This is a genomic window from Brevundimonas vesicularis (assembly GCF_900445985.1).
GTDB classification, from domain to species: domain Bacteria; phylum Pseudomonadota; class Alphaproteobacteria; order Caulobacterales; family Caulobacteraceae; genus Brevundimonas; species Brevundimonas vesicularis_D.
Window position 1 is genome coordinate 453,652 of the sequence record NZ_UAQP01000005.1, and the last position, 26,809, is coordinate 480,460.

The 26,809-nt window shown below is 66.5% G+C and carries 23 protein-coding genes; 12 read left to right on the top strand and 11 right to left on the bottom strand.

The window, feature by feature from the left end; genetic code table 11:
- Positions 1-16: 16 nt before the first annotated feature.
- The 5 genes from DT343_RS02310 to DT343_RS02330 all read right to left on the bottom strand — a co-directional run bounded on the left by DT343_RS02310 (position 17) and on the right by DT343_RS02330 (position 6,331).
- On the bottom strand, positions 17-2,065 hold the full coding sequence (locus DT343_RS02310; protein WP_112861599.1) for a TonB-dependent receptor family protein: 2,049 nt from the start codon (positions 2,063-2,065) through the stop codon (positions 17-19).
- A gap of 68 nt (positions 2,066-2,133) precedes the next feature.
- Complete coding sequence (locus DT343_RS02315) at positions 2,134-2,520, bottom strand: hypothetical protein (protein ID WP_112861600.1); 387 nt, start codon at positions 2,518-2,520, stop codon at positions 2,134-2,136.
- Between the two features lie 49 nt (positions 2,521-2,569).
- Positions 2,570-3,178: an aminoacyl-tRNA hydrolase gene (gene pth, locus DT343_RS02320; protein ID WP_112861601.1), complete on the bottom strand. Its 609-nt coding sequence runs from the start codon at positions 3,176-3,178 to the stop codon at positions 2,570-2,572.
- 86 nt (positions 3,179-3,264) lie between these two features.
- Positions 3,265-3,897, bottom strand: coding sequence for a 50S ribosomal protein L25/general stress protein Ctc (locus DT343_RS02325; RefSeq protein WP_112861602.1), 633 nt, complete (start codon positions 3,895-3,897; stop codon positions 3,265-3,267).
- Between the two features lie 145 nt (positions 3,898-4,042).
- Positions 4,043-6,331: an ATP-binding protein gene (locus DT343_RS02330; RefSeq protein WP_112861603.1), complete on the bottom strand. Its 2,289-nt coding sequence runs from the start codon at positions 6,329-6,331 to the stop codon at positions 4,043-4,045.
- Between the two features lie 143 nt (positions 6,332-6,474).
- Here DT343_RS02330 and DT343_RS02335 point away from each other — a divergent pair, with 143 nt between their 5' ends.
- From DT343_RS02335 to phoB, 6 genes are all read left to right on the top strand, one after another.
- Positions 6,475-7,872 (top strand): ATP-binding protein, encoded by a 1,398-nt coding sequence (locus tag DT343_RS02335; protein ID WP_112861604.1) that lies wholly within the window; start codon positions 6,475-6,477, stop codon positions 7,870-7,872.
- A gap of 140 nt (positions 7,873-8,012) precedes the next feature.
- Entirely contained in the window at positions 8,013-9,443 is a 1,431-nt protein-coding gene (gene pstC, locus DT343_RS02340; protein WP_112861605.1) for a phosphate ABC transporter permease subunit PstC, read from the top strand.
- Entirely contained in the window at positions 9,436-10,740 is a 1,305-nt protein-coding gene (pstA, locus tag DT343_RS02345; protein WP_066623249.1) for a phosphate ABC transporter permease PstA, read from the top strand. Before pstC ends, pstA begins: the two co-directional genes overlap by 8 nt.
- A gap of 4 nt (positions 10,741-10,744) precedes the next feature.
- A complete protein-coding gene (pstB, locus tag DT343_RS02350) occupies positions 10,745-11,692 on the top strand; it encodes a phosphate ABC transporter ATP-binding protein PstB (RefSeq protein ID WP_112861606.1) in 948 nt (315 codons plus the stop codon).
- 4 nt (positions 11,693-11,696) lie between these two features.
- Complete coding sequence (gene phoU / locus DT343_RS02355) at positions 11,697-12,422, top strand: phosphate signaling complex protein PhoU (RefSeq protein WP_017505976.1); 726 nt, start codon at positions 11,697-11,699, stop codon at positions 12,420-12,422.
- Between the two features lie 20 nt (positions 12,423-12,442).
- A complete protein-coding gene (phoB, locus tag DT343_RS02360) occupies positions 12,443-13,135 on the top strand; it encodes a phosphate regulon transcriptional regulator PhoB (RefSeq protein ID WP_017505977.1) in 693 nt (230 codons plus the stop codon).
- A gap of 37 nt (positions 13,136-13,172) precedes the next feature.
- Here the strand turns inward: phoB and DT343_RS02365 are convergent, their stop codons facing one another.
- Complete coding sequence (locus DT343_RS02365) at positions 13,173-14,096, bottom strand: Hsp33 family molecular chaperone (protein ID WP_112861607.1); 924 nt, start codon at positions 14,094-14,096, stop codon at positions 13,173-13,175.
- A gap of 157 nt (positions 14,097-14,253) precedes the next feature.
- On the opposite strand from DT343_RS02365, the gene DT343_RS02370 reads away from it, so the two are divergent.
- The 3 genes from DT343_RS02370 to DT343_RS02380 all read left to right on the top strand — a co-directional run bounded on the left by DT343_RS02370 (position 14,254) and on the right by DT343_RS02380 (position 18,754).
- Positions 14,254-14,823: a hypothetical protein gene (locus DT343_RS02370; RefSeq protein WP_258522480.1), complete on the top strand. Its 570-nt coding sequence runs from the start codon at positions 14,254-14,256 to the stop codon at positions 14,821-14,823.
- Between the two features lie 121 nt (positions 14,824-14,944).
- Positions 14,945-16,837, top strand: coding sequence for a phosphoglycerate dehydrogenase (gene serA / locus DT343_RS02375; RefSeq protein WP_112861609.1), 1,893 nt, complete (start codon positions 14,945-14,947; stop codon positions 16,835-16,837).
- 114 nt (positions 16,838-16,951) lie between these two features.
- Positions 16,952-18,754, top strand: a complete 1,803-nt coding sequence (locus DT343_RS02380; protein WP_112861610.1) for an autotransporter domain-containing protein — start codon at positions 16,952-16,954, stop codon at positions 18,752-18,754.
- 22 nt (positions 18,755-18,776) lie between these two features.
- On the opposite strand, the gene DT343_RS02385 is transcribed toward DT343_RS02380, so the two are convergent.
- Positions 18,777-19,340: a GGDEF domain-containing protein gene (locus DT343_RS02385; RefSeq protein ID WP_026108546.1), complete on the bottom strand. Its 564-nt coding sequence runs from the start codon at positions 19,338-19,340 to the stop codon at positions 18,777-18,779.
- A 183-nt stretch (positions 19,341-19,523) separates the two neighbouring features.
- On the opposite strand from DT343_RS02385, the gene purE reads away from it, so the two are divergent.
- Positions 19,524-20,015 carry a 5-(carboxyamino)imidazole ribonucleotide mutase gene (gene purE / locus DT343_RS02390; RefSeq protein ID WP_112861611.1) on the top strand — a complete coding sequence of 164 codons (492 nt, stop codon included), beginning with the start codon at positions 19,524-19,526 and terminating at the stop codon, positions 20,013-20,015.
- Positions 20,016-21,098: a 5-(carboxyamino)imidazole ribonucleotide synthase gene (locus DT343_RS02395; protein ID WP_112861612.1), complete on the top strand. Its 1,083-nt coding sequence runs from the start codon at positions 20,016-20,018 to the stop codon at positions 21,096-21,098.
- Between the two features lie 186 nt (positions 21,099-21,284).
- On the opposite strand, the gene DT343_RS02400 is transcribed toward DT343_RS02395, so the two are convergent.
- Positions 21,285-21,932, bottom strand: a complete 648-nt coding sequence (locus DT343_RS02400) for a COQ9 family protein (RefSeq protein ID WP_181669104.1) — start codon at positions 21,930-21,932, stop codon at positions 21,285-21,287.
- A 188-nt stretch (positions 21,933-22,120) separates the two neighbouring features.
- On the opposite strand from DT343_RS02400, the gene rpsU reads away from it, so the two are divergent.
- Positions 22,121-22,363 (top strand): 30S ribosomal protein S21, encoded by a 243-nt coding sequence (gene rpsU, locus DT343_RS02405; protein ID WP_026108547.1) that lies wholly within the window; start codon positions 22,121-22,123, stop codon positions 22,361-22,363.
- 166 nt (positions 22,364-22,529) lie between these two features.
- Here rpsU and DT343_RS02410 read toward each other — a convergent pair whose 3' ends face one another.
- From DT343_RS02410 to DT343_RS02420, 3 genes are all read right to left on the bottom strand, one after another.
- Complete coding sequence (locus DT343_RS02410) at positions 22,530-23,888, bottom strand: ABC transporter permease (protein WP_112861614.1); 1,359 nt, start codon at positions 23,886-23,888, stop codon at positions 22,530-22,532.
- Positions 23,885-24,832: an ABC transporter ATP-binding protein gene (locus DT343_RS02415; protein WP_017505988.1), complete on the bottom strand. Its 948-nt coding sequence runs from the start codon at positions 24,830-24,832 to the stop codon at positions 23,885-23,887. Before DT343_RS02415 ends, DT343_RS02410 begins: the two co-directional genes overlap by 4 nt.
- Before the next feature lie 74 nt (positions 24,833-24,906).
- Positions 24,907-26,793, bottom strand: a complete 1,887-nt coding sequence (locus tag DT343_RS02420) for a CocE/NonD family hydrolase (protein WP_181669105.1) — start codon at positions 26,791-26,793, stop codon at positions 24,907-24,909.
- Between the last annotated feature and the right edge of the window lie 16 nt (positions 26,794-26,809).

The window sequence follows — 26,809 nt, forward strand, 5'->3', positions numbered from 1 at the left end:
TGAGGCGTCGCCAGACTTAGAACGCATAACGCAACCCCACATAGGCCGAACGTCCTTCGCCTGGCGTGAAGACATCCGCTGCCGCCGTGCGCGCGTCGGTGATCGCATTGGCGTTGGAGACGTACTTCTTGTCGGTCAGATTGCGGAGGTCTGCGAACAGCGACACCCCTCCTGGCAGATCGACGCCCGCGTTGAGCGAAAGTATGGTGTATCCTGGATATTTCAGCTGATTGGCGTAGTCGACATAGATGTCCTGGGGCACCCATTCGACGGATGGCGCGATGAACCAGCCGGCGGGGTGTTCATACTTCAACTCCGCGCGATAGGCATGTTCGGGGATAATGGGCAGCCGGCCATCGCCATAGGTGGCATCGTCGTCGAAGAAGAAGTCTGACCAGGTGTATGTCTGGCGCAAAGTCAGGCGTTCGCGGCCATTGTCGACCAACCTCCAATCCAATCCGGCTTCGATGCCCTGGTGCACCGTGTCCTCGGCGTTAAAGCTGAGAGGCGGATTGTTGGGGATGACGACGTAGTTCAGCAGTTCGCCTTTCAGGTGAGAGCGATAGAGGGCGATGTCGTAGCGAAACGCGCCGCGTTGGCCCCGCGCGCCAATCTCTGCGGTCCAGGCTTCCTGCTGATCGAGATCGACAAACTGGGGTACTGGCGTCTGCACGAGCTCCAGGAATGTCGGGGCCTCCACCGACTTCGTCACGTTCGCGTAAATTTGCGATCCATCGGGCTGTTCCCACAGCAGGCCGACCCGGGGGGCAAACCAGTCATAGTCTCGCTGGGCGCTATTGGCCGGGACCAGATGGTTGTCGACGTCGCGCTCGGCTCGGCCCCAGGTGCCGCCCGCTATCAAAGCTAACTGGTCGGTCACGAACAAGCGCCCCTCGGCGAAGACATCCATGCCCGTGGCATTCTGCAACGTGCTGCCGATTTGGAATCCGGGGTTGCCACCGCCGGTGTTGAGGAAGACTGCGCTGTCGTTGTCGCCTGTTCGGAAGTAGGCGCCGGCAAAGGCATCGGCTCGCAGCTCGCCCAACCGCCCAGCCCAGTCCAAACGCGAAAAGCCGCCCCAGAACTGATAGTCATTGTCCAGCACCACGGGCACGGGGTGGAACAGGTGTTTGTCGACAGCGTAGGCGCCAGCTTCGAACACCAACTCGTCCGTCAGTCGCCAGCGAGTCTGCGCCGTCACACGCACCGACTTGATGTCTCGGCCAAAGTCCAGGTTGCGGACAAAGGGATCGGGATCGCGCGGCTTGTTCAGCGCCTTGTCCAACGTCTGGGTGCCCGAGATGTCCAGGTCCAGGTCGTTGGCTTGCACAATCAAACGCAGTTCACGGTCCTCGCCGAATTGACGCCCGATGTTCAGCGTCAGCCGCTTGCTGTCGGAATCTTGGTGGTCGAGGAAACCCTCGCTGCCTGACCATGTCGCGGCCGCGTAAAAATCCCATGGGCCGAACTCACGCGCGATGGCTCCGTGTGCACGCCGCGTTTCGAAAGAGCCGCCCTCCAATCGGAGCAGATTCGAAAACGGCGCATTGCGGCCGGTCGGCGTAAGGACGTTTATGGCCCCGCCCAATGCAGCACCGCCGAAACGCAGGGCGTTGCCGCCCTTGTAGACTTCAAAATACCGCGCGACCAACGGGTCCAGTTCCTGGAAGTCGCCGAAACCGTCTGGCTGACTGAAGGGCACGCCATCCTGTGCCAGCAAGACGCCCCTGAGGTGCAGGCTCTGGCCGATGCCCGATCCTCGAATCGACAGACGGACTTCTTCGCCCCATCGCCGTTGAGCGAACACGCCGGGCACGGAGCGAAGTGTATCGGCGAATCCGAGTGCGTAGCGATCCTCATAGCTTTCTGAGGCGACGACGGCGACGGCCCCGGGCGTGCGGGACAAACGATCGCGAGCCTCAGCAACGACGGCGGGGTCATCTGGGTTACGCTGGCCCGTGACGATGACGCTATCGAGCTCCGTAGGCGTCTCCTGGGCAAAGGCGGGAGCGGCAAGGGCGGCGAGCAGCAGCGCGCAGGGCGCTGCGGTAGTCTTGAAGGACATGGAGTGAACCTGAAATCAGAACGAGACGGCGCGCGGGCGCTGGGGCCGGCGCGGGCTTGGAGTCTGGTTCAGGCGTGGGGTGGGGCGGTGGACGGCGGACGCGGCGGCGCGCGCGCGGGCGGCGGCGGGCTGACGCTGGCGGCGACATAGACGACGCGCTCGACGGTGCGGACCACCGGCGCCGGCTGGGGCGCAGGCGGGCAGGGCAAGGCGGCGGCCAACGGCATGACGCAGGCGGCGCATTTGGCCCCGACGTGCTTGTTGACCGGGCCGTCCATGCCGCCGGACTGGATCGTCTGGGGACCTTCCGCCGAACAGATGACCAGCGGATGACCCGGCTGGACCGCCGCGAGAGCCGCGAACGGCAACAGGGTTCCGAGCACGAGCGCGAACACCGCCGCCAGGAAGGCGAGCGATTGCGAGATCGACCAATTGTCGGCCTGGGCGCGGGTCACGTCTGGCCTCTACGGCGTTTTGCGGCGACGTGATAGGCGGCGGTTTGCCCTAAAGCTCGCCGCGCGCGGCCTGGCGGGGGCTGAACTTGGGCGCGGGGGCCAGGCGCATGACCTCGCCCTGATAGCGTTCGTCATCGCCGGCGATCGCGAAAGGCAGGGCGTCGGCGCAGGCCTGGAGCATGGCGTCCAGCCAAGGCTGTTCCGCCTTGTGGAAGTCGCTCAGAACGTGGGGCATGACCAATTCCTTCTCGCCCGGATGACCGATGCCCATGCGGGCGCGTCGGAAGTCGGCGCCCAGGTGGCTGATCAGGGAGCGGATGCCGTTCTGGCCCGCCGCGCCGCCGCCCGTCTTCATGCGGAACCGCCCGGGGGCCAGGTCGATCTCGTCGTGGAAGACGATGATTTCGCTCGGCTTGATCTTGTAGAACCGCGCCGCCTCGCCGACCGCCCGACCGCTTTCGTTCATATAGGTCTGGGGTTTCATCAGCATGACCTTGGTCCCGTCGATCAGACCCTCGCTGACGATCGACTGGAACTTGGCGCGCTCTGGACCGAACCGCCACCGGCGCGCGATCTCGTCGGCGGCCATGAAGCCGATGTTGTGCCGGTTGTTTTCGTATTTCCCGCCCGGATTGCCGAGCCCCGCGATGATGATCATGGCGTCCTCTTGCCGTTTGCGTCAGGCAAAGAAAAGCCCCGCACGGCGAACCGGGCGGGGCATGATCTTGTCGAAGCGACGAAGGATCAGTCTTCGATCTTCTCGACCGGAGCCGCTTCGGCGTCGGCGGCTTCGTCGGCGGCGGCCGACAGAGCAGCCGAAGAAACCTTGATCGTGGCGATCACGAAGTCGCGGTCGGTGATGGTGGCTTCCGCGCCCTTGGGCAGGGTGATGTCCGAGATGCGGATGGTGTCGCCCATCTGCGACTTGGCCAGGTCGACGACCAGTTCTTCCGGAATCTGGTCAGCGCGAACCAGGATTTCGACGGCGTGGCGGACGACTTCCAGCGAACCGCCCTGGCGGGCGAAGGGCGCTTCGTCGGCGTTCAGGAAGTGCACCGGCACTTCGATCTTGACCGGGGCCTTCTCATCGACGCGCATCAGGTCGAAGTGCAGGGGGCGGTCCGAAACGGGGTCGAACTGCACGTCCTTGGCGATGACCGGCTGGGTCTCGTCGCCGTACTTCAGGGTCACCAGGTGGCCCAGCAGCTTGCCGGTGTAGAGCGACTTGCGGAAGTCCTTCTCGTTCACCGAAATGGCGACGGGGGCCTTGTCGCCGCCGTAAAGGATGCCCGGCACGAAACCGGCGCGACGCGCAGCGCGAGCGCCGCCGGTGCCGACGCCATCGCGGACGTCCACGTTCAGAATGATCTCGGCCATGTGGCTCGCCTCAACAACAACGGAAACGCCGCGCCAACCCGGGGCTCTCGCGGCGGGGGTGATGAACCCTCGAATTCAAGAGCGCGGGCTATTACACGCATCAGGTCCGAGGCGCAACCGTCAAAGGTTCCGCTTCAGGAACGGGTCAGGCCGCTTTTGCGCAATCCGTCAGTAGCGACGTCGGCGCAGCGACGATGCCCAGCAGTTCGGCGGCGTTGAAGGGTTTTGCCAAATGGTGGTCGGCGCCCGCCGCCCGTCCGGCGGCGACGTGCTCCGGCATGGCGTTGGCGGTCAGCATGACGATCGGCGTGCGATCCAGACCCATGGTCGCCTCGTGCAGGCGAATCTCCTGCGTCGCCGTCAGTCCGTCCATGATCGGCATCTGCATGTCCATCAGCACCAGGTCGAACGCCGCGCTTCGGAAGGCCTCGAGCGCCTGCGCGCCATCTTCTGCGATGACGATCTGCGCCGGGGTCTGGGCGAGGATGAGCTCGATGACGCGACGATTAGTCGGATGGTCGTCCGCCACCAAAACCCGCACCGGCCGTTCCTGAGCGGCAACGGCGGGTTGCCGCGCCGATTGTTCCCTCGCCATGGGCGGCCGGGCCGGCCTCAACGGCAGGGTCAGTATGAAGGCCGCACCCGAGCCGGGCTCGCTTTCGCAGTCGAGATCGCCGCCCATCATCTCGGCCAGCTGACGACAGATGGACAGACCCAGGCCCGACCCGCCGAATCTGCGCGTGATTCCGCCATCCGCCTGTTCGAATCGGCTGAACAGGCGCGCGCGCGTCGCGGCGTCGAAGCCGATGCCGCTGTCCTCAACGGTGAAGCGCAGCACGGGCGAACCCTCGCGATCCGCGCCCCGCTGCACGATCAGGCCGACGAAACCCTTGCTGGTGAACTTTACGGCGTTCGAGATCAGGTTGGTCAGCACCTGTTTCAATCGCACCGCGTCGCCCAAAATCCAGACGTCGTCTTCCAGATCGATGTCGACGTGGAAGTCGAGGTGCTTCTCGCGCGCATTCTCGGCATAAAGTTGCGCCGCTTCGCGCACGGCTGTCGCCAGTTCGAAGGCGTCTTCGGTCAGCTCCAGCTTGCCCGATTCCACGCGGGCCAGATCCAGAATGTCGCTGAGCAGGGTCTGCAACGTCTTTCCCGACGCCTGCATCAGGTCCAGCATTTCGCGCTGCTCGTGCGTCAGGTCGGTCTTGGACAGCGCCTGGGACAGGCCGATCACGCCGTTCAGGGGCGTACGAATCTCGTGGCTCATATTTGCCAGGAACTGGCTCTTGGCGACATTGGCCGATTCGGCGGCGTCACGCGCCTCGGCCAAAGCCTGGGCGTCGCGTTTCAAATCGGTGATGTCGCTGCAGACGGTGACCGTGCCGCCTTCGGAGGTGCGCCGGTCCTGAATCCGCAGCCAGCGTCCTCCGGTGACCTGCTGCTCGATGCTGGAGGACAACTGACGACGCGCCTTTATGCGTTCGTTCAGCCATTCCTCTTCACGGCCCGCCGCCTCTGGGTAGCGGCCTTCGTCTATGCCGATCCGCAGCGCTTCACGGAAGGTAAGGCCGACGATCAGGTGGGGTTCCAACTCGGGGTTCACCTCGGCGTAGCGCGCATTCCATAGCACCAGCCGATCCCTGGAATCATAGAAGCCCAGACCGTCCGGCATGGCGTCCACGGCTTCGCGAATGCGGCGAAGCGAGGTGGTGGCCGACCTCAGGTCCATAACGCCCAAGGCGACGCCGACTCCGCAGATCAACAGCAGGATCGAGCCCAGGAGGATTTTTATGGCTCCGCTCGACAGGCCCTGATCATTGGCGATCGAGAAATCGGGCGAGACATTGATCGCGGCCATGCCGACGAAATGAAGAACGATCACTGTCGCCGAAAGACATGCGGCAGTGACGATCAATCTGAAGGGGCTTCCCCGACGATAGAAGAAGGCCGTCGGACAGCCGATCGCAAGGGCGGCGATGATCGATGCTGCGACGAGGCCTGGGTCCCAACTGATGTGCGCCGGCGCCCGGATCGCCGCCATACCGAGGTAGTGCATGGCGCCCACGCCAACGACGGCGACGACGGCCGCCAGCATGCGCCACTGCGGGCCCCTGCCCAGCATGGTGGAGCCGATCGTCAGCGCGATCATGGCGAGAGCCACCCCAAGCGAGGCCAATGTCAGACCCGTATCGTAGCGCACTGGAACGCCGGCGACAAAACCCTGCATGGCGACGAAGTGGGTCGCCCAGATCGACAAGGCGCCGATAATGACCGCTAAAATGACGGAGCGGCGGCGTCGCGCGGGATCGCGTGTCCTCATACGCTGCATGACGCGAGTCGCGACGAGGAGGCCCCCCATGCAGATCAGAGCGGCGAACAGAGTGATCCGCCAATCGTGATCGTGCGCAATGCAATGGATGATGCGGTCCACGAGGCCTCCCTTGGCGACATCCTGGCTGAAAATCCTAAAGAAACCGTGCGGCAAAGCTAAAGAACGCCCTGGCTGTCGACGCGCCGTCATGAAATCCGTGCAAGGATCGGAAATCACTTTCAGATGGAGGTCGGCCTGACGCCATGCCTTATGAAGTCTCGCCTTCGCCCGTCGCACCGATCTCCACTTCGCGGTTATGGACGGTCGGCGCCAGCATAGGCATCGCCATAGCGACATTGCTGGTGCTGGCGATTCTGCATCCTCAACTGGCCGATTGGTTGGTTGGCGGCGCGGTGATCGTGGCGGCTTCCGCCTGGTTGCTGAACATGGGCGAGCCATCGCTGGCGGCTCCGGTCGCGAGCGACAGCGCTGCGACCGAGCCCGCCATCGATATGGTGACGGGCGATCTTCTCGACCGGGTGTTCGAGGCGCTGGACGATCCGGTGCTGGTGGTCAGCGGCGGCGAGCCGGACGACATCGCCGGGCGACGCATCGTGATGGCGAACGCGGCCGCGCGCGAACTTCTGCGCATCCAGCGCCAAGGCGCCTTGCTGGTTCAGGTGATCCGTGAACCGGGCGTGCTGGAGGCGGTTGACGAAGCCCTTTTCGGCGGGACGGCGCGCACCACGGATTATGCGACCGGTGGGCAGCGCGACCGACGCTGGCGCGCCTGGACCCGGCCGCTCTCACTCGAAGCGTCAGGCAAGGCCGGGTCGGAGCTGGCCCTGCTGATCCTGCGCGATGAAACGGACTCGCGCCGCATCGAGATGATGCGCGTGGACTTCCTGGCCAACGCCAGCCACGAACTGCGCACGCCCTTGGCCTCGCTCAGCGGTTTCATCGAGACTTTGAAAGGCCACGCACGTGAGGATGTGGTCGCGCGCGACCGCTTCCTGGACATCATGTCGGCCCAGGCGGACCGAATGGGGCGGCTGGTCGCGGATCTGCTATCGCTGAGCCGTATCGAACTGAACGAGCATATTCCGCCGTCCGGTCGCGTCGATCTGGACCGCGCCGCCTCCGACGTGGTCGACGCCATCAGCGTTCTGACGCGCGAAAAGGAGATCGCCATCGCCCTGGATCAGGGAGAGGCGAGGGCGTCGATCAGCGGAGATCGGGACGAGATATTGCAGGTGGTGCAGAACCTTCTCGACAACGCCGTCAAATATTCGTCACGCAACGGCACGGTCGAAATCTCGGTGCGTTCGGACCTGTCGTTCGACGAGGCCTGGGCCTCGCGCATGCCTGGCGCGACACGACTGCCGCTGGTCACGCCGGACCGCACGGCGGGCGTCTCCTATGCCGCCGTCACGGTGCGCGATCATGGGCCCGGCATGGCGCGCGAACATCTGCCCCGCCTGACCGAGCGCTTCTATCGGGTCGAGGGTCAAAAGAGCGGCGAGCGGCAGGGGACGGGCCTGGGCCTGGCCATCGTCAAACACATCATCAACCGTCACCAGGGCGGTCTGGTGGTCGAAAGCGCGCCGGGTATGGGCGCGGCCTTCACCGCCTGGTTTCCTCAACCGATCGAGCGACGCTGAAGCCGCGACGGACGGTCGCTGTCACCCAACTGTCATCGACCCGTCGTAATCCGCTGACCATTCGCAGGCAGTAGTCGCGCCGCGTTGGTCCCGATGTTCAGGACCGTCGTCGATTCGCGCACGGCGCTTCGGACTTCTGAATGATCTGGATTTATCTGCTGATCCTCGTCGCCTTGAGTGCGGCCGCCTTCTTGGGCGGACGCACGTTGGCGCGTCGTCGTGCGATCGGCGCAAAGCCCCATTCCCGCCCCGGCCAGCACGGCGCCTATGCCCTGATCTGGGTCGCCGCACCGGCTCTTCTGGTTCTGATCCTGGCCTCGGTTTTCGCCGCCCCGCTTCAGCGTCAGTTGACCGCGGTCGGTACGCCTGATGCGGTCGCGGCGCTGGAGCCGTTCCGCCGCGACGCCTTCTTCGCCGACGCCCACCGCGTGGGTCGCGGAGAGGCCGCGCTCCAGATCTGGGAACGCCCGCTGGCCGAACAGCTGCCGGTCGAGGCGCGCCGCATGGTTCGCATCGAACGCACTCTGTCGTGGGGCGGCGGTGGCGCCGCCATCCTGGCCGCAATCCTGGGCGGCCTGTTCGCCCTGACGCAGATCAAGCCTCAGACGCGCGCCCGCAACCGGGTCGAGGGCTGGATTTACGGCGCCCTGTTCGTCTGCTCGGCCATCGCCGTCCTGACGACCCTGGGCATCATCGCCTCCCTGGCCTTCGACAGCTTCCGCTTCTTCCAGAAGGTGCCGGTTCTCGACTTCCTGTTTGGCACCCAATGGAGCCCTCAGATCGCCATCCGCGCCGATCAGGTTGGGTCCTCGGGCGCCTTCGGGGCCGTGCCGCTGTTCGCCGGCACCCTGCTGATCATGGTCATCGCCATGTGCGTCGCTGCGCCGATCGGCCTGCTGTCGGCTATCTATCTGTCGGAATACGCCGGCCGCACGACCCGCGCGGTGATCAAGCCGCTGCTGGAGATCCTCGCCGGCGTGCCGACCGTCGTTTACGGCTTCTTCGCCGCCCTGACGGTTGGGCCGTTGCTGCGGGTCTTCTTCAACGAGATCGGCCTCTTCCTGATCGGCGGACCGCTGGACGGGCTGGGTCAATACCTGGCTCTGGTTCAGAACCAGATGGCCCTGACGGCCGGCGCGGTGATGGGCATCATGCTGATCCCGTTCGTGTCGTCCCTGTCCGACGATATTCTGAACGCCGTGCCTCAGTCGCTGCGTGACGGCTCGTTCGCCATGGGCGCGACCAAGTCCGAGACGGTGAAGCGGGTTCTTCTGCCCGCCGCGCTGCCGGGCATCGCCGGCGCCCTGCTGCTGGCCGTGTCGCGCGCCATTGGCGAGACCATGATCGTGACCATGGCTGCGGGCCTGGCCGCCAACCTGACCTTCAATCCGCTGGACACCGTCACCACCGTCACCGTGCAGATCGTGACCCTGCTGACCGGCGACCAGGAGTTCAACAGCGCCAAGACCCTGTCCGCCTTCGGCCTGGGCCTGACCCTGTTCCTGGTCACCCTGATGCTGAACATCATCGCCCACCGGATCGTGCAGACCTATCGGGAACAATATGACTGACGCGACCCCCGATCAGATCGACGGCGCGGCCGCCAAGGGACGTCTCGACCGCTTGCGGGCCGGTCTGAAGCGTCGCCACGCCAAGGAAACGCGTTTCAAATGGTATGGCCGCCTGGCCATCGCCGCCGCCATGCTGTTCCTGGCCGTGCTGCTGGTCCGCATCGTCGAGCAGGGCCACACCGCCTTCTACACCCACACCGTCACCGTGCCGGTCTTCATGGACCCGGCGCGCGTGGACCGCGCCTATCCGCAGGGCTCAAACTTTGAGCAACTGGCCGCCGAGCAGCAGCTGGCCCGCATGGGTATTCAGGACGACGCGGCCGGGACGAAGGCCGCGCAGATGAAGCGGCTGTTCTCGTCGGAGCTGAAGTTTGTCGCCGCCGATCTGGTCGCCAAGCGCAGCGAAGTCATCGGCGAAACCGTGCCCCTGGCCGTGCCGCTCTCCGACGACGCCGATCTGTATCTGAAGGGCGAAATCTCCAGGGAGACGCCCGAGGATCAACGCCGCCTGACCGACCAGCAGATCGCCTGGCTGGACCGGATGCAGACCGAAGGCGTGATCGGCTCGCACTTCAACACCGCCCTGTTCACCAACGGCGATTCGACGCAGCCGGAACTGGCGGGCGTCCTGGGCGCCGTGGTCGGTTCGGCCCTGATGCTGATGGTCACGGCCCTGATCGCCATTCCGCTGGGCGTCGGCGCGGCCATCTGGCTGGAAGAGTTCGCGCCCAAGAACAAGCTGACCGACATCATCGAGGTCAACATCAACAACCTCGCGGCCGTGCCGTCGATCGTCTACGGCCTCTTGGGTCTGGCCCTGTTCATCAACTGGATGCATCTGCCGCGCGCCAGTCCCATCGTCGGCGGTTTGGTCTTGGCGCTGATGGCCCTGCCGACCCTGGTCATCGCCACCCGTTCTGCGCTGAAGGCCGTCCCCCCGTCGATCCGCGAGGCCGCCCTGGCCATGGGCGCCTCCAAGACCCAGACGGTGTTCAGCCACGTCCTGCCGCTGGCCATGCCCGGCGTAATGACCGGCGCCATCATCTCGATGGCCCATGCCCTGGGCGAGACCGCGCCGCTGCTGCTGATCGGCATGGTCAGCTTCGTGCCGGGTGTGCCGCACGCCATCGACCAGCCGGTCGGGGCGCTGCCCTCGCTGATCTACATCTGGGAGAACGCCTCGGAGCGGGCCTTCCACGAACGCACCGCTGCGGCGATCATCGTCCTGCTGGTCTTCATGATCATCATGAACGCGGCGGCCATCATCCTGAGGCGGCGCTTCGAGCGTCGGTGGTAAGAGAATGAAATTCCGTATTTTCCGCTCCGCCGAGGACCAGACCGGCGCCGGCTCGGTCGATCCGACCGAAGCGCCGCGCATGGGCGGTCAGATTCTGCCCGAAGTCGCTCCGTCCAAGGGCGCAGCCGCCGAACCGCGCGTCGAGGACGCCACGCCCCGGTCGGGCCCCGCCGTGGTCGATAGCCCGCCCGTCGGTCCGATCAAGATCGCCGCGCGCGACGTCTCGGTCTTCTATGAGGGCAAACAGGCGCTCTACGACGTCTCGCTGGATATTCCGGACAAGACCGTCACGGCCCTGATCGGCCCGTCGGGCTGCGGCAAGTCCACCTTCCTGCGGACCATGAACCGCATGAACGACACCATCGCCGGGGCCAAGGTCACGGGCCGCATCGCCATGGACGGCGAGGACATCAACGACCGCTCCATCGACCCTGTGCTGCTGCGCGCCCGCGTCGGCATGGTGTTCCAGCGTCCGAATCCCTTCCCGAAATCGATCTACGAAAACGTCGCCTACGGACCCAAGATCCACGGCCTGGTGTCGTCCAAGGCCGAGATGGACGATGTCGTTGAGAAGGCGCTGAAGCGCGCCGGCCTGTGGGACGAGGTCGCCGACCGCCTGCAATCGTCAGCCATGGGTCTGTCGGGCGGTCAGCAGCAGCGTCTGGTCATCGCCCGCGCCATCGCCGTGAACCCCGAAGTCATCCTGATGGACGAACCCTGCTCGGCGCTGGATCCCATCGCCACGGCGCGGATCGAGGAACTGATCGACGAACTGCGCGAGCGGTTCTGCATCGTCATCGTCACCCACTCGATGGCCCAGGCCGCGCGCGTGTCGCAACGCACCGCCTTCTTCCACATGGGCCGTCTGGTCGAGACCGGGGATACGGAAGACATCTTCCAGAATCCGCGCGAACGGCGCACGCTCGACTACATCACGGGACGCTTCGGCTAATCCGATGAACCAGCACACCGTCAAAGCCTATGGCGACGAACTGAACCAGATCACGGCCGAGATCGCCCGCATGGGCGGCTTGGCCGAGGCCCAGGTCGCGGACGCCATCGATTCCGTCGCCCGGCGCGACATCGCCCTGGCCCGCGCCGTGGTGGAACGCGATCTGAAGCTGGACGCCCTGCATCGCGATATCGAGAAGAAGGCGATCCGCCTGATCGCCTTGCGCCAGCCGGTCGCTAGCGACCTGCGCCGCACCCTGGGCGCCATGAAGATCGCCACCGATCTGGAGCGCACAGGCGACCTGGCCAAGAACATCGCCAAGCGCGCGTTGATCCTGGCCGAAGCCCAGCCGATGCAGCCCCTGACCCGTTCGATCGAGCGGATGGGACGGCTGGTCTCGACCCGCCTGCGCGATGTGCTGGACGCCTATACGGCCTCGGAACTCGATCGGGCCGTCGCCGTCTGGCAGACCGACGACGAGGTCGACGAGCACTACAACGCCCTGTTCCGCGAACTGCTGACCTACATGATGGGCGATCCGCGCACGATCGGCGCCTGCACCCATCTGCTCTTCATGGCCAAGAACCTGGAGCGGATCGGCGACCACGCGACCAACATCGCCGAGACCGTCCACTACGAGATCACGGGCGAGGACATCGTGGGCGAACGCCCGCGCGCCCAACCTACGGCCGAGGATTCCGATCCGACGCCGAACCTTTCGACGCACTGACCCGAGACCGGAGACCCGACGTGCAGCCCTATATCCTTGTGATGGAAGACGAGGACGCGCTGGCGACCCTTCTTCAGTATAATCTCGAAAAGGAAGGCTACGACGTCGCCGTTGCCGCCGACGGCGAGGAGGGCATGCTCCAGATCGACGAGCGTCTTCCCGATCTGGTGCTGCTGGACTGGATGCTGCCCAAGCTGTCGGGCATCGAGGTCTGCCGTCGCATTCGCGGCAAGGCCGAAACCCGCAACCTGCCGATCATCATGCTGACGGCGCGCGGCGAGGAGAGCGACCGGGTTCGCGGTCTGGACACCGGCGCCGACGACTATCTGACCAAGCCATTTTCGATGGTCGAGCTGATCGCCCGCATCCGCGCCGTCCTGCGCCGCATTCGTCCGGGCCTAGCCGACGACCGCCTGAACCACGGCGACATCGTTGTCGATCGCGTCTCGCACCGGGTGAAGCGCAACGGCAAGGAGGTCCATCTGGGCCCGACCGAATTCCGCCTGCTGGACCACTTCATGCAGCACCCCGGACGAGTGTTCAGCCGTGAGCAGCTGCTGGACGCCGTCTGGGGCTCGGACGTCTATGTCGAGGCCCGCACCGTCGACGTCCACGTCGGTCGCCTGCGCAAGGCCCTGGCCATCGCCGACGAAAGCGCCAATCCCATCCGCACGGTCCGCTCGGCGGGCTATTCGCTGGATCTGGAAGGCTAAAACGAGAAGGGCGGCTCTCGGAGCCGCCCTTTGCAATTCAAATCTGCTCTGCGACGACCTCGTCGGGGTCCAGCGCATAGACCGTGGCGCAGTATTCGCAGGTGACGCGGATCTTGCCGTCGTCCTCCAACATGTCGGCGCGCTCGGCGGGATCGAACGAGGCCAGGACCGAGGCGATCCGTTCGCGCGAGCAACGGCAAACGGCCGTCAGTTCTCGCGCGCCCTCCAGCCGCACGCCGTCCTCGTGGAACAGGCGGAACAGCAGCGTCTCGGGCGAGATCGTCGGATCGACCAACTCGTCATCGCCCAGCGTGCCGAACAGGGCCCGCGTGCGGTCCCAGACCTCTTCGGTCGAGCCGCGAGCCTCGTCGCCGGCGATGATCTGGATCATCGCCCCGCCGGCGCGCCACTGCGATCCGGCCTCGGTCTGAACCTGGCCGACGGCCAGACGCACCTTGGTCGGCACCTGTTCCGACTGCTGGAAATAGTGTTCGGCCGCCAGCGACAGGCTTTCGCCCTCGATCGGCGTGATCCCTTGGGTGCGCTCGAAGTCGGGGCCCCGATCCAGCGTCATGATAAAGACGCCCTGGCCCAGCAGCGATCGGGCGCCGGGCCGGGCGAAGCCCTGCGACGCCTCGGCCACCTCGGCCTCGTCGTAGCGGCAATAGCCGCGCAGTGAGCCGTCGGTGCCATAGTCGGCGACGACGTAGCGCACGGGGCCGTCGCCCTGGGCCTGGACCAGCAGGCGACCCTCGAACTTCAGGCTGGAACCGATCAGGGCGGCCAGTGCGCAGGCCTCGCCCAACAGGGCGGCGACCGGCTCGGGATAGGCGTGGGCGGCCAGGATCTTGTCGATGGTCGCGCCCAGGCGAACCAGGCGACCGCGCACGGGCCAGCCTTCGATCTGGAAGGCGGCGGCCAGATCGTCGGAAACGGGAACGTTGGGCGCGTGATCGGTCACGGCGAGGTCCTTTGGGGCGTCATTTCGGGATCGCGGCTATGTAGGCGCCCGCAGGCGGCTTGATAAGGGGGCTAATCCGCCCGGTCTGGGGGAGGGCGACGGAACCGATTTCGGCGCGGATCGCTCTTTTGGCTCAAGCGGAGCCGTCGCTCCGTTCATGACGCCAATAACTGAAGAGGTTCCGCCGATGATCCGCGACATCGATCCGATCGAAGAGATTCGCAAACACCCCGGCATCACCGCCGGCAGCCTCCTTGCAGTCGCGCTCGGCGCTGTCGCCGTCGTCTATCTGACGCAGCGCAGCGGCCCTACCCGTTACCAGCGCATCAAGTCTCGCATCGACCCGCGCGGCTGGGTCGATACGTCGGAACTGCGCGACCGTTTCCACGACGCCGTCGACGCCTTCCGCCACCGCGCCGAGGATGTCGGTGAACGCGCCGGCGCCCTTTCGCGCGACGCCCGCCACCGCGCCGCAGACAGCGCCTACGATTTCCGTGACCGCGCCGACGACTGGTTCCGTTCGGCCCGCAAGGACGGCAAGAAGGCGTTGAAGAAGCATGGCAAGACGGCGCGCCGCTATGCTGACGACGCCGGTCAGTATGCGCGCGACCACGCCCGCGAAGGTGGCGCGCTGCTGGCGGTGGCGACCATCGCCGCAGCCGTCGGCGCAGCAGTGCTCGAAAGCCGTCGTCCCGACAGCCACGTGCGTCGCATCGCGCGCTTCTGATATTTTCGTGCCGCTCGCCCGGTGAAAGTCGCGGCGGGCGGCAAACTTTTAGCCCATCTGCCCACAGTGAGCAGCATCGCTCGGCTTTGCCGCAGGCGCGAAGGCCGCTAAGACGCCGTCCATGAGCGCGCGCCCCACCCTGATCTTCGACTTCGATTCGACCTTGGTCGATTTCGAGACCCTTGAAGCCCTGGCCGACATCGCCCTGGCGGATGCGCCCGGCGCAGCTGAGACGGGCGCCCAGATCGCCGCCCTGACCGATCAGGCCATGGCCGGAGAGATCGAATTCGGCGAGGCTTTGCGTCGCCGTCTGGCGCTGCTGCCGCTGACCCGCGCCCACGTCGCCGCCCTGGCCCAGCGCGCGTCGGACCACCTGACGGCGTCTGTGCGGCGCAACCTGAATTTCTTCCAACAGAACAAGGGCAAGGTCGTCATTCTCTCCGGCGGCTTCCGCGAGGTGATTGCGCCCGTCGCGGAAGAGTTGGGCGTCTCTCCCGATCGCGTGCTGTGCAACGATCTGATCTATGACGCGGACGACCGCGTGGTCGGCGTCGACGACGCCAACCCGCTGTCGCACGCCAACGGTAAGCCGACCGCCATTCACGGCCTGAACCTGTCCGGTCGCGTCGTCATGGTGGGCGACGGCTGGAACGACGCCGAGGTCAAGATCGCGGGCGCCGCCGACGCCTTCTACGCCTTCACCGAGGTCGTGCGCCGCCCGCCGGTGGTCCAGGTCGCCGACGCCGAGGCCGCGTCGCTCGACGAGGTGCTGCATGCCGAAGGCCTTGTCGGCCGCTGGTCCTTCCCACGCAGCCGCATGAAGATGCTGCTCCTGGAAAACATCCACCCCGCCGCCGTCGAACGGCTGGAAGAGGCGGGCTATTCGGTCGAAACCCAGAAGGGGGCGCTGGACGAGGACGATCTGATCGCGGCCATCAAGGGCGTCCATGTCCTGGGCATCCGTTCCAAGACCACGGTCAGCCGCCGCGTGCTGGAACAGGCCGACCGTCTGATGGCCGTCGCGGCCTTCTGCATCGGCACCAACCAGATCGACCTGGACGCGGCCTCGGATCACGGGGTGGCGGTGTTCAACGCGCCCTATTCGAACACCCGTTCGGTGGTCGAGCTGGCCATCGGCCTGATGATCGTCCTGATGCGCGACGTGGCGGACAAGTCGGCGGCCATGCATGTCGGCAAGTGGAACAAGTCCGCCACCGGCTCAAAGGAGCTGCGCGGCAAGACCCTGGGCATCGTCGGCTACGGCGCGATCGGCAGCCAGCTGTCGGTCCTGGCCGAAAACCTGGGCATGCGGGTGCTGTTCTATGACCTGTCCGAGCGTCTGGCCCTGGGCAATGCGCGCCGCATGCGCTCTCTGGACGCGCTTCTGGCCGAAAGCGACGTAGTCACCCTGCATGTCGATGGCCGCAAGGAGAACGCTGACATCTTCGGTGCGGCCCAGTTCGGCCGGATGAAGGAAGGCGCGTTGTTCCTGAACCTGGCGCGCGGCCATGTGGTCGATGTCGACGCGCTATCCCAGGCGATCGGCTCAGGCCGGGTCGCCGGCGCCGCCGTCGATGTCTTCCCCGAAGAGCCGCGCACCAACGCCGACCCCTTCGAGAGCCCGCTTCAGGGCCTGCCCAACATGATCCTGACGCCGCACATCGGCGGCTCGACCGAAGAGGCGCAGGAGGCCATCGCCGAGTTCGCGGCCGAGCGCCTGCTGGGCTATCTGAACCGCGGCGACACGACCTTCAGCGTCAACCTGCCCAACGTCCAGCTCTCCGAAGTTTCGGGCGCCCACCGCATCCTGCACATCCACAGGAACCAGCCGGGCGTGCTGGCCGAACTGAACCGCGCCCTGGCCTCGGCGGGCCTGAACATCCTCGGCCAACACCTGAAGACGGACGAGCGCACGGGCTATGTCATCACCGATGTGGACCGCGACTACGACCCGGAGGCGCTGCGCGAACTCAAGACGGTGCCGGGCACGCTGAAGTTCCGCACGTTGCAGTGATACGTCGCTCGCAAATATCTTCTCAAAGCTGACCTCGCGGCATCTTGCGCTCTGCGCGAACTGGCGCATCCTCACGTCGAACGGCCGCGCAACGACGGCTGCGGGAGGAATTTCATGTCACGCTTCATCACCGGCGGCGCCGTCGCCGCTCTGGCGCTCGCCGCCTGCGCTTTTGCCGGCTCGGCCTCGGCCCAGACCTACAACCGTCTCGTCGTCTTCGGCGACAGCCTCAGCGACAACGGCAACCTGTTTCTGATCTCGGGCGGGACCCAGCCGCCGTCGCCGCCCTATGCGCGCCGCTTCTCGAACGGGCCGACCTTCGTTGAACTGCTGGGCTTCAACGCCGCCAACTTCAACGGCTCGGTCACGGGCAGCATCAACTACGCCTTTGGCGGCTCGCGCACCGACGCCTCGGCCGGCGTGCCGTTCGGCATGCTGAACCAGCTGTCGCGCTACACCGCCGCGGGCGGCCGGTTCAGCTCTACTGATCTGGTCAGCGTCCTGGGCGGCGCCAACGACATCTTCCAGGGCCTACCCGCCGCCGGCGCCTCCGCCAGCCCCGTCGCCGCCATCACCCCGGTCGCAACCACGGCCGCCGCCAACATCAACAGCCTGGTCAACACCGTCGCGGGGGCGGGCGCCGGGACCATCCTGGTCACCAACCTGCCCAAGCTCAGCCTGACGCCTCAGTTCCGCGGCACGACCGCCGCGCCTCTGGCCGACTTCGCCGTCGCCACCTTCAACACGGCGCTCCAAACCAATCTGACCGCCACCGCCGCCGCCCGCCCAGGCAGCAACATCATCATGATGGACCTGTTCAAGATCGGCGACACCCTGGCCGGCAATCCGGGCCTGTTCGGCATCACCAACATCACCCAGCCCTGCTTCAACGGCGTGACGGTCTGCACGAACCCGGACAGCTACTTCTACTTCGACGGCGTGCACCCGACCGCGGCGGGCCATCGGATCATCGCCCAACTGGCGACCGACTACCTCTACTATGGCGACATCGGCGCTCAATCGACCTTGCAGGGCGAGACGGCCTATCGTCACCGCGAGGATGCTTTGGACGCCGCGGGCGAGGCCCTGTCGGGCCGTCAACCGTGGGAGGCCGGCGTCTCCGTCACCACCTCGGCCCTGATCGACAGCGTCGACACCGACGCGCGCGGCTCGGTCACCAGCTCGTCCAGCGACGGCTGGGGCGCCCGTATTGCGCTTGAGGCCGGCCCCTCGGACAACTGGCGCTTCGGTCTGGCCGGGACGGCGCGCAACACCGACGTCGAAAGCCAGACGCTGCAGTTCAACGTCGAAAGCTTCGGCCTGGACGTCTATGGCGGCTGGCGCTCGGGCGATGTCTTCGTCAACGCCGCCGTCGGCGTGGCGCGCGACAACATCGACGACATCGAACGCACCACCAGCCTGGCGCCGATCGTCCACACCGCCGAAACCCGCGCGCTCAGCAGCGGCGCGCGTCTGCAAGGCGGCATGTGGTTCGACATGGGCGGCGTCGCCCTGTCGCCCCGCGCGGCCCTGGCCTACGTGTCCAGCGACGTGGACGGCTATTACGAACAGGGCGTCGGTGCCCAGTATCAGTACGGCGATCGCTCCGTGAAGGCCCTGACCGGCGAGGTCGCCCTGCGCGCCGAGGCGGAAATGGGCGGGTTCGGCCTGTTCGCCGAAGGCGGCTACCGCGACGCCCTGGACGACAGCTCCGATCCGGTGCGCGTCGGTCTCTACAACAACCCGGCCCAGGTGTTGTCGCGCGAGATCGACGATCCGTTCGGCGGCCAGTTCCTGGCCTCCGCCGGCGTCGAGGGGTCGCTCGGCCCGGTCAAGGTGACGGTCGGCTATCGCGGCCGCTTCGGCGACCACGCCGACAGCCATATGGGCGGCATTCAGCTGAAACTGCCGCTTTAAGCGGCAGGGGCGGGAAGGGGCCTCAGCGCCCCTTCTTCCTCACCCACATGGCGGCGTCGGCTTCGGTCAGCCAGACCTCCGGATCGGTATGGCCGTCCCAGGCGCGCACGCCGAAAGAGCCGCCCAGTTCGGTCTTCTGGCCGTCCCAGACAAAGCCCTCGGTCTTCAGCGCCTCGGCCAGCTGACGCGCCTTGGCCCGGCCCTCTTCATAGCCCGCGTGCAACATCAGCAGGGCGAACTCGTCTCCGCCCAGCCGGCCGACTGCGTCCGACTCGCGCAGATTGGCCAGGAACAACTCCGCCACCGCGACTAGGGCCGCATCGCCGGCCGCATGGCCCAGGCTGTCGTTGACGCTCTTGAACCCGTCCATGTCCAGATACAGCAGCACCGCCGGGACCCCGTGCCGCTGACAATAGGCCATGGTCCGCTGCATCGCCGTGATGAAGCCGCGCCGGTTCAGGGCGGGGGTCAGCACATCGTGGTCGGCGGCGGCCTCGGCGGCCGCGGCGCGCGTCTTCCACGCTTCCAGCTCGACGCGCAGGCGCGCGATCTCGGCGGTCAGGTCGTGTTCGGCCACGTCGGTCACGGCGCAGGGATGGCTCCGAAGGCGCGACTCAGTCTGCGTCGCGCGGTCGAACGATGGTAGAGCGTGATCAGTCGACATTGAAGGCCGACATTACGGGCCGACGCGGCTGAAATCACGGTGTTGCGGTTGCGGGCGTCACCCGCGTGCTGTAACCGGCGCCTTTCCGCGAGGGGCCTTGCAGACATGGCGACTTCCGAAACCCCGGTGGCGATCATCATGGGCAGCCGGTCCGACTGGCCGACCATGAAGCTGGCCGCCGATCGCCTGGATCAACTGGGCGTCGCCTGGGCCGCCAAGGTCGTCAGCGCCCACCGCACGCCCCAACGCCTGGTCGATTTCGCCACGGGCGCCAAGGCCGCCGGATACAAGGTCATCATCGCCGGGGCAGGGGGCGCCGCCCATCTGCCGGGCATGGCCGCCTCCATGACCGAACTGCCGGTGCTGGGCGTGCCGGTCCAGTCCAAGGCGCTTAAGGGCATGGATAGCCTGCTGTCGATCGTTCAGATGCCGGCGGGCGTTCCGGTCGCCACCCTGGCCATCGGCGAGGCGGGCGCCGCCAACGCCGGCATACTGGCCGCCCAGATCCTGGCCCTGTCGGACGAGGGCTTGGCCGGACGCCTGGCCGCCTTCCGCGCCGCCCAGACCGAATCCGTCGCAGAAACCGTCGAGGACTGAGTGCCTGATCTTCCGCTTCCCCCCGGTTCGACCCTCGGCATCATCGGCGGAGGCCAGCTGGGCCGGATGCTGAGCCAGGCCGCATCGCGACTGGGCTTCGACGTCGTGATCCTGGACCCCGAGGCCGACAGCCCGGCCGGCCGGGTCTCGGCGCGCCAGATCGTCGCCGCCTATGACGACCCCAAGGCCCTGTCGGCGCTGGGCCGCGCCGCCGATGTCGTCACCTTCGAGTTTGAGAACGTGCCGGCCGAATCCATCGAGCGTTTGGCCGAGGCCGGGGCCCTCGTCGCGCCGGGACCGACTGCACTACGCGTGTCGCAGGACCGGGTGGACGAAAAGACCTTCCTGAACGCCGTCGGCGCCCCGACGGTCGCCTTCGCCGTCGTCGATACGCTGGACGACCTGGTCGTCGGCCTGACCGAACTGGGCCTGCCCGCCCTGCTGAAGACCCGTCGCGAAGGCTATGACGGCAAGGGCCAGGTCTGGATTCACGCCATAGAGGATGCGCCCGCCGCCCTGGAAAGCCTGGGCGGCCGCCCGGCGATCCTGGAGGCCAAGGCGACCTTCGTGCGCGAACTGTCGGTCATCGCCGCCCGCGACTGGGACGGCCATATGGCGGTCTATCCGCTGGGCGAAAACCGGCACGAAGGCGGCGTTCTGCGCACCACCCTGGCCCCCGCCGCCGTGGACGAGAAAACCCAAGTTCGCGCCCGCGCCATCGCCGAGGCGATCCTGGACGGGCTGGATTACGTCGGCGTTCTGGGCGTCGAACTGTTTGATCTCGGAGATGACGTGCTTCTGGTCAACGAGATCGCTCCGCGCGTTCACAACACCGGCCACTGGACCCAGGACGGCTGCGTCTGCGACCAGTTCGAACAGCATATCCGCGCCGTCGCCGGCTGGCCGCTCGGCCCCACGACGGCCCACGCCCGCATCGAAATGACCAACCTGCTGGGCGACGAAGTCGAGGAGTGGCGCAAGGTCTCGGCCAAGTCCGACGAACGCCTTCACCTCTACGGCAAGGCCGAGGCCCGCCCCGGCCGCAAGATGGCCCATGTGAACCGGGTTTTGGGGGCGGTCTAGCGCACTCACTTTCGTCATCCTCCGACGAGCGGAGCGAGATCGGGGGACCCAGCGGCGCGCGCGAGCGCGAACCTGTCGCGGCGTTCCGGCCTAAACACCTGGGCGGCGGACGCATCGCCTTCGGCGCCGCTGGGTCCCCCGGTCTGCGCCGCAGGCGGCTTGCCGGAGGATGACGAAAGAAGAGAACTAAGCCCTCGCCCCATACCGCATGCGGCTCAGCGCATCACTGACCTTTCGGAAGGGCGCGTCGAAGTCTTTGCCCGCCTTCCACTTCTCGAAGGCCATGACGTTTTCGATCCGACGGGCGACGAAGGCCTCCGCCGCTTCGCGGCCGTCGAACCAGCGCATCGTCAGGGCGGGAATCAGGATGCCCGACAGGATCGTCCGCTTCGAATAGTGATTCCAGTCGGTCGCCTCGTCCCCGGCCCAGCGCCACAGATGATCCGCGCTCTCCCAGGCCAGTTTCAGGCCCAGGTCGGCGTTGACGGGCAGGGCCAGGAAGGCGGCGCAGCGACGCGTGGCCTCCAGATCGGCGGCGCCGGCCTCCATCCGCTCGGACACGGCGCGGGCGATTCGCTCGCGAATCTTCAGCGACTTGGCGTCGATTTCACCCAGAGCCGCCAGCGCTCGCGCATCGTGGCGGCGCGACAGCAGGGCCGCCAGATCGCGCGCGCCGTTTGGCAGCAGCAGTTCCTCGTCGCCCTGTGACAGGCCGCACGCCTCGCAGGCCTCGCGCACCAGACGCGCGTTCCAACCCAGCGCGGGCGCGCGGGCGATGGCGGCGTCCAGCACGGTCTGTTCGGTCCGGTCGGCCCAGTCTGTCGTCTCGGTCATAAGGGCGATCATACGCCGGTCGTCATGGCGTTTCGAGCCTTGAAGAATGGTCGCGACGATCTGGACAGAAGGAGGCGGCTCGTGTATCAGCGCGCCTTCATCCGAGAGCCCGGCTGTCGGAAGACGATTTTATTTTGTTCGCCCGTCTCCCTCACAGGACGCGGCGGGCGGCCAAAGGAGAGTTTAACCTGGTTCAGATTTTCGTTCGCGACAACAACGTCGACCAAGCGCTCAAAGCCCTGAAGAAGAAGATGCAGCGCGAGGGCAGCTTCCGTGAAATGAAGCGCCACGTGCACTTCGAGAAGCCCTCGGAAAAGCGCGCCCGTCAAAAGGCCGAAGCCATCCGTCGCGCCCGCAAGCTGGCGCGCAAGCGCATGCAGCGCGAGGGCCTGCTGCCCGCGCCGAAGCCGCGCGTTCCCGGCGGTCGTTAAGACCCCGGCGAAGGCCGAAAGATTTAAGGCCGCTTCCTTCGGGAAGCGGCCTTTTTCTTTGCGTTTCGTTTCTGCGGAGCGTGGTGGAGGAATCTTGAAGTCCCACAGAAGAAGCGCCGCGCCACCTCCCCATCGCGACGCGACAGGGAGGAGACAATCGTGCCGCCTACGCCGGTCCGGTGATCGCCCGGCCGAAGCTCTTCCAGCTCAGCTTTACGTCTGACAGCGCGCCGGCGCGGAAGGCCCGCCCGGCGATCCACACCATGAAGGCGGCGGTCGCGAACATGCCGATCAGCGTCAGAATCACCTCCACCAGCGGCGGGTCGCTGGGCGCGCGGGCGCTCATCAGGAAGGGGGTGAAGAAGGGGATCCAGGACAGAACCTTCACCACCGGCGCATCCGGGCTGGTCAGGGCCATCTGCATCACCAGGATCGGCACGACCAGGATCATCATGATCGGCCCCATCAGGGTTTGGGCGTCGCGCGGCGTCTCGCAGAAGGCGCCGATGGCCGCAAACAGCACCGCATACATCAGGTAGCCGCCGACCATATAGGCGATGAAATAGAAGATCAGGCCGTCGTGCAGCAGGACCTGTCCGACCGTCGACGCCGTTTCGGGCGAGGCTGAAATCAGGGTGAAGGCCCCGATCCCGCCCCAGACCCCCATGACCGTCAGGGTCAGCAGCGCCACGCCCAGCACCTTGCCCGTCAGGATTTCGGTCGCCGAGGCCGAGGACAGCAGCACCTCCAGGATCTTGTTCGACTTCTCCTCCATCACGCTGTTCAGCAGGATGGAGGCGCCGGTGATGACCAGCGACCATAACAGGAATCCGACGCCCAGGCCGATGAAGGACGGAATCCGGTCACGCATCGACACCTCGCCCCCGCTGGCCGCGCTGGGCGAGAAGGATTTCACATCGGGCCGGAAGGTCTGAACTTCCTGCGCCACGGCCGGGGCGACCCCGGCGGCGGTCAAAAGCTCGGTGCGTCGGGCATCGCGAAGCGCATTTCGGACGAAGCCGGAGACGTCATTGTCGGTGGCGCGCGCGGTCCAGACCTGGGCGGCGGGCTTGCCATCCGTGCGGCTCAGGAAGACCACGGCGTCGAGGCGCCTGGCCTTCGAGGTCTGCTTGTCCAACGCCTTGCGGATCGCCTCGTCACGGGCCGGGCCGACGGCGTCGGCGATGGCGGGCGGCGTGTCAACCAGACGGATCTTGGGGCCGGTAATGGAGGCGACGGCGCGCCCGGCGCCCGCCTGTCCCTTTTCGGCGGCTTCGCGCAAGCGCTCGTTCTGACGATCCACGTCGGCTTGCAGAGAGGCGCGCACGGCGGCGGCCAGACCCGTCGCATTGGGGCCTTCCTCGATCACCGCCACCGATTTGATCGGCTCGGAGGCCTTGATCAGCGCCGGAATGCCGCCGCCCAGCACGGCGAATAGCGGAAAAGCCAACAGCGACAGCCAGAAGCCGACGGTCTTGGCGTAGGCGACATATTCGCGTCGCGCGATCAACAGAGTGCGGTTCATCGGACAGCCTCCACGGATGCGACGGGTTGGTCGGGATGGTCCCCGGTCAGGCCGATGAAGGCGTCGTGCAGCGTCGGCTCCTTCAGCGCGAAGCCCCGCACGTCCAGGCCGTTCAGGAAGGCCGTCTTCAACGTATCCTGACCCCCGGCGCCGGGCGCCAGGGCGATTTTCAGGCGACGCACGCCATCGACGTCGGACAGGGTCTCGACGCCCGCCACGCCGGGCAGGGCGGCGGCGGCGTCCGCGCTGATCGCACCGTCCAGATCCAGGAAGCGCGGCGAGGTGGCCTTGGCCTGATCCACCGTCCCCTCGAACGCTTTCTTGCCACGCGCCAGCAGCACGACCTTGTCGCACAGCCGCTCGGCATGCTGCATCACATGGGTGGAGAACAGCACCGTGGCGCCGTTCGCGGCCAGCCCGCGAATCATCGCCTCCAGGCCCTGCTGGTTCATCGGGTCCAGACCGGAGAACGGCTCGTCCAGGATGACGAACTCAGGCTGGTGCACGACCGAGGCGATCAGCTGCACCTTCTGCGCCATCCCCTTGGACAGCTCCTTCATCTTCTTTTTCTGCGCCTCGCCGAGCCCCTGCTGCTCCAACAGGGTCTTGGCGCGCTTGCGGCCTTCGGCGACCGGCAGGCCTTTCAGCGCGCCGAAGAAGGCGATGGCCTCGACCGGCGTCATCTTTTTATAGAGGCCGCGTTCCTCGGGCAGGAAACCGATCCGGTCGCGCACCTTGCGCCCGTCGTCGGCGCCCAGGATTTCGATCCGCCCCGAGGTCGCTGGCTGCAACCCCAGGATCATCCGCAGGGTCGAGGTCTTGCCCGCCCCGTTCGGTCCCAGAAAGCCGCAGATCGACCCCTTCTCGACCTGAAAACTCAGATCGCGCACGGCGTGGAAATCGCCGTATCGCTTGTTCACCCCATCCAGCGTCAACGCCGCCATGTCGCCTCCCAAATCCCTGTCGTCAGCCTAGAATCCGACGACAGGGGACGCCAGCGACTTCGGCGCGCGGGCGCCTATTTCACCACAGGCAGGTCGATGTAGGAGGCGTCGTCACCCGCGTGATGGATGGCGTTGTCGGCGACCACGCCCTGGCTCTCGGTCTCGTTCGGTCCGCCCGTGTTCAGGTTGCGCACGAACTTGGGGAAGTTGGAGCTGGTGACTTCGACCCGGATACGGTGACCGGGCTGGAAGGTGTTGCTGATGGTCAGCGGCGTGGGTTGCACGGTCGCCACTTGGCCCGGCGTCAGGGGCGCGGGGCGATCATAGCCGTTGCGATAGCGCGCCCGCATGATGGTGTCGCCCAGGATATAGGCCGTGGCGTCCGGCGCCACATCCACCAGCTTGACCGCGAAATCGGTGTCGGGCGCAGAGGACGACACCTTCAGCACCGCATCGATGAAGCCGGTGACCTGCATCGGCTCGGTCAGCGCTTCCGACGTATAGACCAGCACATCGTTGCGCGCCTCGATCGGTCGCTGGTCGAAAGCCCCGGCCGTGACCAGGCCGCCGTTGCAGCAATCGCCGCCGCCGATGGTCTGGACCGGGTTCATGGGATCATAGCGATAGCGGTCGGCCGGTTCGCCGGCGGGCGGCGTCTGAAGGCTCAGCAGGCCATCGCCATTCAGGCTGTTGGCCGCGCCGCCCGAGCGCAGATACATCCGCACCGTCTTGACCCCGGCCGGCGGCCACTGCGCGGCCGTGCGCCAGGCGTTTTCGCCCATGTTGAAATACTGCACGTGCGGGGTACTCTCGGGGAAGGCGCGGCGCTCGCCCTTCAGCCAGCGATCGAACCAGGCGTGCACCAGGGCGTCGCTGTCGAAGGTGGCGTCGCCTAGTGGGCGGTCGCCCGACTTGTAGTTCGGCCCCAGGCCGCCAAAGGCGCAGTGGTTGTTGGGGCCGACCACGACATACTGGTTCTCGGCCGCCTCGCGATCCTGGGTCGTGGATCGGGCATGGTTGAACAGCTCCATGTTCGGCCCGATGGAGACGTCATACCAGCTGTTGAACCACAGCGACGGCACGCCCCAGCCCATGTCGTCGTGGTACAGGCCGCCCTGACGCCAGGCTGGATCGGATGGGGTGCGCGCGATCAGTTCCTCGAACGTGCCGGCCGGCTCGCCCAGGTCCTTCAGCATGTCGTTGACCGGCAAGTGTCGGATCTGGCTGGGCCAGTTCACGTCCGGCTTCTTGGCGTCCAGGTCGTTGTAGCGGACGATCCGGGCGCGGGTTTCCTGATCGAGATCCATCGGGATCTGGGCGCGCTGTGGATTGTCCACGCCGTACAGCCACACGAAGAACAGGTTGCGCGGCACGCCCCCTGTGTACCAGTTGCCCTGTTCCTGGAACCGGCCGACCTTGCCGATGCCGGCGCCCGAGGCCTGGGGCACCATGGCGGCATGGGCGGGGTGGTTCTGGGCCGCCAGGGCCAGCTGCCATTCGGCGGACGACGAACAGCCCAGGGTGCCGACCTTGCCGTTCGACCAGGGCTGGGCCGCGATCCACGTCAGGGCGTCATAGCCGTCGGTCTGGGGATGGCCCAGGATCTGATAGTCGCCACCCGAGAAATACCGTCCCCGCTCGTTCTGGATGACGAAGGCATAGCCCTTGCTGACCCAGCTCAGGGCCGAGCGCGTGGTGCGGGCGTTGTAGGCCAGCTCGTTGTAGGGTGTGCGCACGAAAACGGTCGGCAAGGGGCCGGACGCGTTCTTGGGGCGATAGACATTAGTGGCCAGTCCCACGCCGTCGCGCATCGGCACCATGACCGCCATCTGCACATCCGCCAGGCGCGACAGTTCGGTCTGTGCGGCGGCGTCGCTGTAGCGCCCGTAGTCCTGCGCCGAGGCGGCGATGGGCGTGGCGGCCAGCAGGCCCGCGACGACGGCGGCGACGATCTTGTTCATGTCCATCCCTCCCAGA

Coding starts and splice junctions, on each gene's coding strand:
- DT343_RS02310 (WP_112861599.1), bottom strand. CDS start 2,065: ATGTCCTTCAAGACTACCGCAGCGCCCTGCGCGCTGCTGCTCGCCGCC.
- purE (WP_112861611.1), top strand. CDS start 19,524: ATGGCGACTTCCGAAACCCCGGTGGCGATCATCATGGGCAGCCGGTCC.
- phoU (WP_017505976.1), top strand. CDS start 11,697: ATGAACCAGCACACCGTCAAAGCCTATGGCGACGAACTGAACCAGATC.
- pth (WP_112861601.1), bottom strand. CDS start 3,178: ATGATCATCATCGCGGGGCTCGGCAATCCGGGCGGGAAATACGAAAAC.
- pstB (WP_112861606.1), top strand. CDS start 10,745: ATGAAATTCCGTATTTTCCGCTCCGCCGAGGACCAGACCGGCGCCGGC.
- DT343_RS02380 (WP_112861610.1), top strand. CDS start 16,952: ATGTCACGCTTCATCACCGGCGGCGCCGTCGCCGCTCTGGCGCTCGCC.
- pstC (WP_112861605.1), top strand. CDS start 8,013: ATGATCTGGATTTATCTGCTGATCCTCGTCGCCTTGAGTGCGGCCGCC.
- DT343_RS02335 (WP_112861604.1), top strand. CDS start 6,475: ATGCCTTATGAAGTCTCGCCTTCGCCCGTCGCACCGATCTCCACTTCG.
- DT343_RS02325 (WP_112861602.1), bottom strand. CDS start 3,897: ATGGCCGAGATCATTCTGAACGTGGACGTCCGCGATGGCGTCGGCACC.
- DT343_RS02420 (WP_181669105.1), bottom strand. CDS start 26,793: ATGAACAAGATCGTCGCCGCCGTCGTCGCGGGCCTGCTGGCCGCCACG.
- DT343_RS02400 (WP_181669104.1), bottom strand. CDS start 21,932: ATGACCGAGACGACAGACTGGGCCGACCGGACCGAACAGACCGTGCTG.
- pstA (WP_066623249.1), top strand. CDS start 9,436: ATGACTGACGCGACCCCCGATCAGATCGACGGCGCGGCCGCCAAGGGA.
- serA (WP_112861609.1), top strand. CDS start 14,945: ATGAGCGCGCGCCCCACCCTGATCTTCGACTTCGATTCGACCTTGGTC.
- DT343_RS02370 (WP_258522480.1), top strand. CDS start 14,254: ATGACGCCAATAACTGAAGAGGTTCCGCCGATGATCCGCGACATCGAT.
- DT343_RS02410 (WP_112861614.1), bottom strand. CDS start 23,888: ATGAACCGCACTCTGTTGATCGCGCGACGCGAATATGTCGCCTACGCC.
- DT343_RS02415 (WP_017505988.1), bottom strand. CDS start 24,832: ATGGCGGCGTTGACGCTGGATGGGGTGAACAAGCGATACGGCGATTTC.